4 protein-coding genes are annotated in these 5,844 nt (G+C 74.1%); 1 reads left to right on the top strand and 3 read right to left on the bottom strand.

The window, feature by feature from the left end; all coding sequences use genetic code 11:
• The coding region (locus ABZ914_RS34470; protein ID WP_500198392.1) for an ATP-binding protein at positions 1-2,879 on the top strand (2,879 nt) is incomplete at its 5' end.
• Here the strand turns inward: ABZ914_RS34470 and ABZ914_RS34465 are convergent.
• Genes ABZ914_RS34465 through ABZ914_RS34455 form a run of 3 tightly spaced genes read right to left on the bottom strand, consistent with a single transcriptional unit; the run spans position 2,857 to position 5,595 of the window.
• Positions 2,857-3,633 (bottom strand): ABC transporter permease, encoded by a 777-nt coding sequence (locus ABZ914_RS34465; RefSeq protein ID WP_500198391.1) that lies wholly within the window; start codon positions 3,631-3,633, stop codon positions 2,857-2,859. The two genes, ABZ914_RS34470 and ABZ914_RS34465, sit on opposite strands and share 23 nt — an antisense overlap.
• Positions 3,630-4,643 carry an ATP-binding cassette domain-containing protein gene (locus ABZ914_RS34460; RefSeq protein ID WP_500198390.1) on the bottom strand — a complete coding sequence of 338 codons (1,014 nt, stop codon included), beginning with the start codon at positions 4,641-4,643 and terminating at the stop codon, positions 3,630-3,632. The genes ABZ914_RS34465 and ABZ914_RS34460 overlap by 4 nt, the downstream gene beginning before the upstream one ends.
• Before the next feature lie 58 nt (positions 4,644-4,701).
• Complete coding sequence (locus tag ABZ914_RS34455; RefSeq protein WP_500198388.1) at positions 4,702-5,595, bottom strand: NUDIX hydrolase; 894 nt, start codon at positions 5,593-5,595, stop codon at positions 4,702-4,704.
• Between the last annotated feature and the right edge of the window lie 249 nt (positions 5,596-5,844).

Genomic DNA, 5,844 nt, shown 5'->3' with positions numbered 1-5,844 from the left:
GCCCCCCCCGCCCCCCCCGCCCCCCCCCCCCCGCCGCCGCGCCCGCCCCCGCCGCGGCCGGGCGCGCGCGCGGGCCCGGCCCGCCGGCCGCGCCCCCCCACGACCCGCTCTCGCTGCTGCGCGCCGACCGCGCCCGGACCTACCGCGACCTCGTCCGCGGCCGCGCGCTGGCGCTCTCCCGGCTCGGCCGCCACGCGGAGGCGGCCGGCCCGCTCGCCGCCCTCGCCGCCGAGCACCCGCACGACGAGGAGATCCTCGCCGAGCTGCTGCGCAGCGAGGCCGCGACCGCCGGGCCGTCCGCCGCGCTGGCCCGGTTCGAGACCTACCGCCGCACGCTCCGCGACGCGCTCGGCAGCGACCCCGGCCCGGCCCTGCGCACCGTCCACCGGGAACTGCTGCGCGCCACCACCGCCGACACCGCCGACACCGACGCGGAGGCCGCCCCCGCCGTGCGGCGCGGCATCGTCCACGAGCCGAACCCGCTGCTCGGCCGCGCCGGAGACATCGCGAACGTCCTCGACCTGCTGCGCACCTCCCGCGTCACCTCGATCGTCGGGACGGGCGGCCTCGGCAAGACCCGGCTCGCGCACGCCGTCGCGCGCGCGGCCGAACAGCGGACCGTGCACGTCGTGCCGCTCGCCGGCGTCGCACCGGACGGCGACGTCGCGGGCGAGGTCGCGTCCGTCCTCGGCGTCGGCGAGGCACGGCGCGCGTCCGCCCTGATGACCGGGGCCACCGGCGAGGTCGCCGGGATCGCCGACGCCCTCGGCCCCGGCCCGGCGCTGCTCGTCCTCGACAACTGCGAGCACGTCGTGTCCGCCGCCGCCGAACTGGTCGGCGCGCTCGTCTCGACGACCCGCGACCTGCGCGTCCTCACCACCGGCCGGGCACCGCTCGGGCTGTCGTCGGAGACCGTGTACCCGCTGCCCGAACTGGACGAGGCGACGGCCGCCGAGCTGTTCGAGCAGCGTGCCCGCGCCGCCCGCCCGAACGCCGAACTGCCCCCCGAGCGCGTCCGGGAGCTGTGCCGGCACCTGGACGGGCTGCCCCTCGCCGTGGAGCTCGCGGCGGCGCGCGTGCGGATCATGTCGGTGGCGGAGATCGCCCGCGGGCTGGACGACCGGTTCGCGCTGCTGCGCGGCGGCGCCCGCGACGCCCCCGCCCGGCACCGCACCATGCACGCGGTCGTCGACTGGAGCTGGACCCTGCTCGCCCCGCGGTCGCGGGCCGCGATGCGGGCGCTGTCGGTCTTCCCCGGCGGGTTCACCGCCGACGCCGCCCGCCACCTCGTCGGCGACGGCGTCCTGGAGGTCCTGGAGGACCTCGCCGACCAGTCCCTGCTCGTCGTCACCGACACCGGCTCCGGCGCCCGCTTCCGGATGCTGGAGAGCGTCCGCGAGTTCAGCGCCGCGTACCGCGAGGAGGCCGGCGAGACGGAGCGGGCCGTCGACGGGCTGCTCGCCTGGGCGCGCGAGTTCGGGACGGCGCACCACGAGCGGCTCTTCGACGCCGAACCGCTCGACACGATCGACCTCGTCCGGGCCGAGCAGGACAACCTCCAGCAGGCCCTGCGGCACGGGATCGCCCGCCGCGACGGCCCGTCGGTGGCGGCCGTGACGGCCGTCCTCGGGGCGCTCTGGACGATCGAGTCCGCCTTCACCCGGCTGTCCGCGCTCGCCGGGGAGGCGTCGGGCCCCCTGACCATGTTCCGGCCCGAGCCCGCGCAGGTCGCCACCACCCGCACGGCCCTCGCGCTGTGCTCCATGATCTCGCTGGTGCTCAAGGGCCCGCAGGTCACGCGCACGCTGGTCGCGCTGCGGCGCCTGCCCCCGCCGTCGCCGTCCACGCTGGGCGGCGCCATGGCGCTCGTCATCCGGTCCGCGCCGGAGATCTTCGCGAAGGACTCCACCGTCCTGGACGAGATGCGCGCGAGCGACGAGCCCCTCCTCGCCGGCATCGCGGACGTCCTCGCCGGATACGTCCTCGAACGGGACGGCGACCTGGAGGGGGCGCTCGCCGCCACCGAGGTCGCGCTGAAGGCGATCGAGGGGCCGGTCACCCCCTGGGTCGGACTCGCCGCCCACTCGCGGCTCAGCGAGCTCCTCATGCAGGTCGGCGAGAGCGAACTCGCCCTGACGCACCTGCTGGCGGCGCTGCGGCTGATGGAGCGCTACCGGTGGCGGGACATGTTCGGGCTCCACTGGGCGATCGCCGGCGTCAACCTCCACCTCGGCGACCACGACGAGGCGGAACGCTGGCTCGACAGGTCCCTGCTCCACGGACCCGAGGATGCGTACGGCACCGCCAGCTTCGACCTCGGCGCCCGCGCCGAACTCGCGCTCGGACGCGGCGACACCGACACCGGGCTGCGGCTCTGGCGGGAGGCCGTCGGCCGGCTGAAGCACGACCCGGACCCGTCCGTCGACCCCGAATTCGACCCCTGGACGCTGGAGACGCACATCGCCGCGGTCGTCGCGCACGCCCGCCACGGCCGGCTCGACCTCGTCCAGGACGTCGTCGCGGGGCTCCCCGCCAAGCTCGCCGCCCTGCTGGCCGACCCGCCGCTGCCGGTGCCGGCGTTCTTCATGGACCTGCCCGTCCAGGGCGGGATCCTGGTGGCGCTCGCCATGGTGGACCTCGCCCGGGGCGGCGACCGGGCGCGCGCCGCGCGGATGATCGCCCTGGGCGAGCGGCTCAACTTCGTCCGGACGTTCCAGCCGACGATGGCCCCGCCCGCCCTCCGCCGCGCCGCACAGGACGCCGACGGGCCGGCGTACGCCGACGCGGTGTCGGCCTACGCCGGCCTGGACCGGGACGGGCTGCGGACCGCCGCCCGCGCGGCGCTGGACGCCTGGGTCAGCGCGACGGATCGCGGTTGAACAGCCACTTCGCCCACAGGTAGCCGACCACCGCGACGCCCACGCACCACGCGATCGAGACCGCCGTGTCATGGCCCGCGGGCCGGCCCATCAGCAGCTGCCGCAGCGCCTCGATCATCGGCGTGAACGGCTGGTACTCCGCGAACCACCGCACCCCCGCCGGCATCGAGTCCGGTGGGACGATCGCGCTGCCGAGGAACGGCAGGAACTGGATGATCAGCGGCGAGTTGCTCGCCCCCTCCGGGCCCTTCGCCAGCAGCCCCAGCGCCACCGCGAGCCAGGTCAGCGCGAACGTCAGCAGCACCATCAGGCCCGCCGCGGCGAGCCAGCCGCCGAGCCCCGCGTCCGGCCGGTAGCCCATCGCGACCGCCGCCAGGACCGCCAGCACCAGGCTGGTCAGGGTCTGGATCATGCTGCCGGCGACATGCCCCGTCAGCAGCGACGACCGCGCGATCGGCATCGTGCGGAACCGGGTGATGACGCCCTCCGTCATGTCCACCGCGACCGCCACGGACGGCGACATGCAGCCCGACGCCACCGCCATCAGGATGATCCCCGGCGTCACGTAGTCGACGTAGTCGACGCCGCCGACGCCCTTGCCGAGCGCCTTGCCGAACACGCCCACGAACAGCAGCAGGAACAGGATCGGCGTCATGATCGAACTCATCGAGAGCGCCGGGTAGCGCAGCGCGTGCCGGAGATTGCGGCGCAGCATCGTCGCCGAGTCCGCCGTCACCTGGGAGAGCGCGGTCATCGCGAAGCCGCCTTCCGGTCGTCGTCCTGCGTGGTGTCGGTGGGGGCGTCCGGGGCGTCGCCCGTGGCCGTGTGCGGGGCGTCGCCGGTGAGGGCGAGGAACACGTCGTCCAGATCGGGGGTGTGGACGGAGAACTCCTCCACCTCGATCGCCTCGTCCTCCAGGCGGCCGAGCAGCGCCCGCAGCGACCGGACGCCGCCGTCGCTCGGCACCTGGAGCGTCAGCGCCTCGTCGTCGCGCCCCGACACCGGCAGCACCCGCGCCGCCGCGTCCAGGCCGTCCGGACCGGCCAGCCGCAGCACCACGTGCCCGCCCGGCACCATCCGCTTGAGCTGCTCGGACGTGCCCTCCGCGACCAGCCGGCCGCCGTTCAGCACGCCGATCCGGTCGGCGAGCCGGTCCGCCTCGTCCAGGTACTGGGTCGTCAGGAAGATCGTCACGCCCGCGGCCACCAGGCCCCGCGCCAGGTCCCACATCGCCCGGCGGCTGCGCGGGTCCAGGCCCGTCGTCGGCTCGTCCAGGAAGATGATCTGCGGGTCGCCGACCAGCGTCATCGCGATGTCGAGCTTGCGCCGCATGCCGCCGGAGTAGGTGGACGCCAGCTTCCCGCCCGCCTCCACCAGGTCGAACCGCTCCAGCAGCTCATCGGCGCGCCGCCGGCCCTCCGCGCGGCCGAGCCGGTACAGGTCGGCCATCAGGATCAGGTTCTCGCGGCCGGTCAGCAGGCCGTCCACCGCCGAGTACTGGCCCGTCACCCCGATCGCGCGCCGCACCCCGTCCGGGTCCCGCGCCACGTCGCGGCCCGCGACCCGCGCCCGCCCCCCGTCCGCGCCGATCAGCGTGGACAGGATCTGCACCGCCGTGGTCTTGCCCGCACCGTTAGGCCCCAGGAGCGAGAAGACCGTCCCCCGGGGCACCTCGAAGTCGAGCCCGTCGAGCACGACCTTGTCCCCGAACGTCTTCCGCAGCCCGACCACCTCGATGGCCGTCTGCGCCGGTTTCGTCGTCATGCCGCCGACTCTGCGCCCGCCCGCCTTCAGAACGCTTTCACCGCGGTTTCAGCCGGTTTCAGCTCGTCCTCTCCGCCGGCTCAGCACCCGGATGTCGCCCGGACAGCGCCTCGATGAGCATGCCCAACGTGGCCCAGTCGACGAGCCGCGCCGCGCGGATCTCCCCGAAGGTCGCGATCTCCACCCACGTCCGCTCGGAATCGCCGTCCACGCCGTGCGGACGGTCCCGCTGCGCCCGCAACCAGGCCAGCTCGTCGTCGGTGATCTCGGCGGAGAAGAGATGCGCATGATGCGCGGACACGGTCGCGGCGACCTGGCGGCTCCCGTGCGCGCGGAACCGGCCGGCGTCGACCCGCAGACCGGTCTCCTCGACCAACTCATCGACCGCCTGAGCCAACACCTCACCAGCCAACGTCACACCACCATTCTCGGTGGGCTCGGCCGACCCGATGGGGCTGGCAGGCTCGGCGGGGCTGGCAGGCTCGGTGAGGGTGGCTGCCTCGGTGGGGCTGGCTGGCTCGGTGGGGCTGGCCGCCTGGCTGGGACTAGCCGCTTTGGCTGGCGACGAGCCGCCGGGCAGCTCGTGGACGTACCCGTCGGGCGTCGAGGCCGGACTGCGGAACTCCCGTACGAGCACGACCGTCGTTTCGTCCAGTGACGGACCAGGGCGATAGAGGGCCACTACAGAGACGTCCGGCCGGGAGATGACGATCTCGTTGTCCTTCGTCCTGTCCTCGGCGGCGACATGCATCCGCACATGCAGCGCCCAGAAGAACACCGCACCCGAATCACCGTTGATGGTTGACGTCCATACGGGCCTGGCACCGAGCAGCACATTGCCTGCGTCGCGCTGTGCGGTGTACCAGCGCTGAAAACTCGGCGTGCGCCAGATCCCCGACGGGACGTCCTGCTCGCCGCCGGTCATCGAATCCTTCATGCCATCCGTGTCCATGCTCAACATGCTTCTGCAAGGCCGCGCACGTTCAAAATACGAAAGTTGGACAATTGGAAGTCCGGCGGAGACCTGGGGGAAGGCGGGAGACAGGGGAAACGGGAGACCGGAAGACGGGGAGATCGAGTTCTCGAGCATAGGGCCCAGAGGCGGCGGGGGCGGCGCTTGCGTACGGGGCCGCCCCTCCAAAGTCAAGGGCGCCTTCGGCGTCGCTTCGCGATGGACTTCGTCCACCCTTGACTTTGGAGC

This window comes from Spirillospora sp. NPDC046719 (assembly GCF_040645715.1).
GTDB lineage: Bacteria > Actinomycetota > Actinomycetes > Streptosporangiales > Streptosporangiaceae > Spirillospora.
Note: the sequence above shows the minus strand (reverse complement) of the source record. Positions and strands in the feature narration are given on the sequence as shown.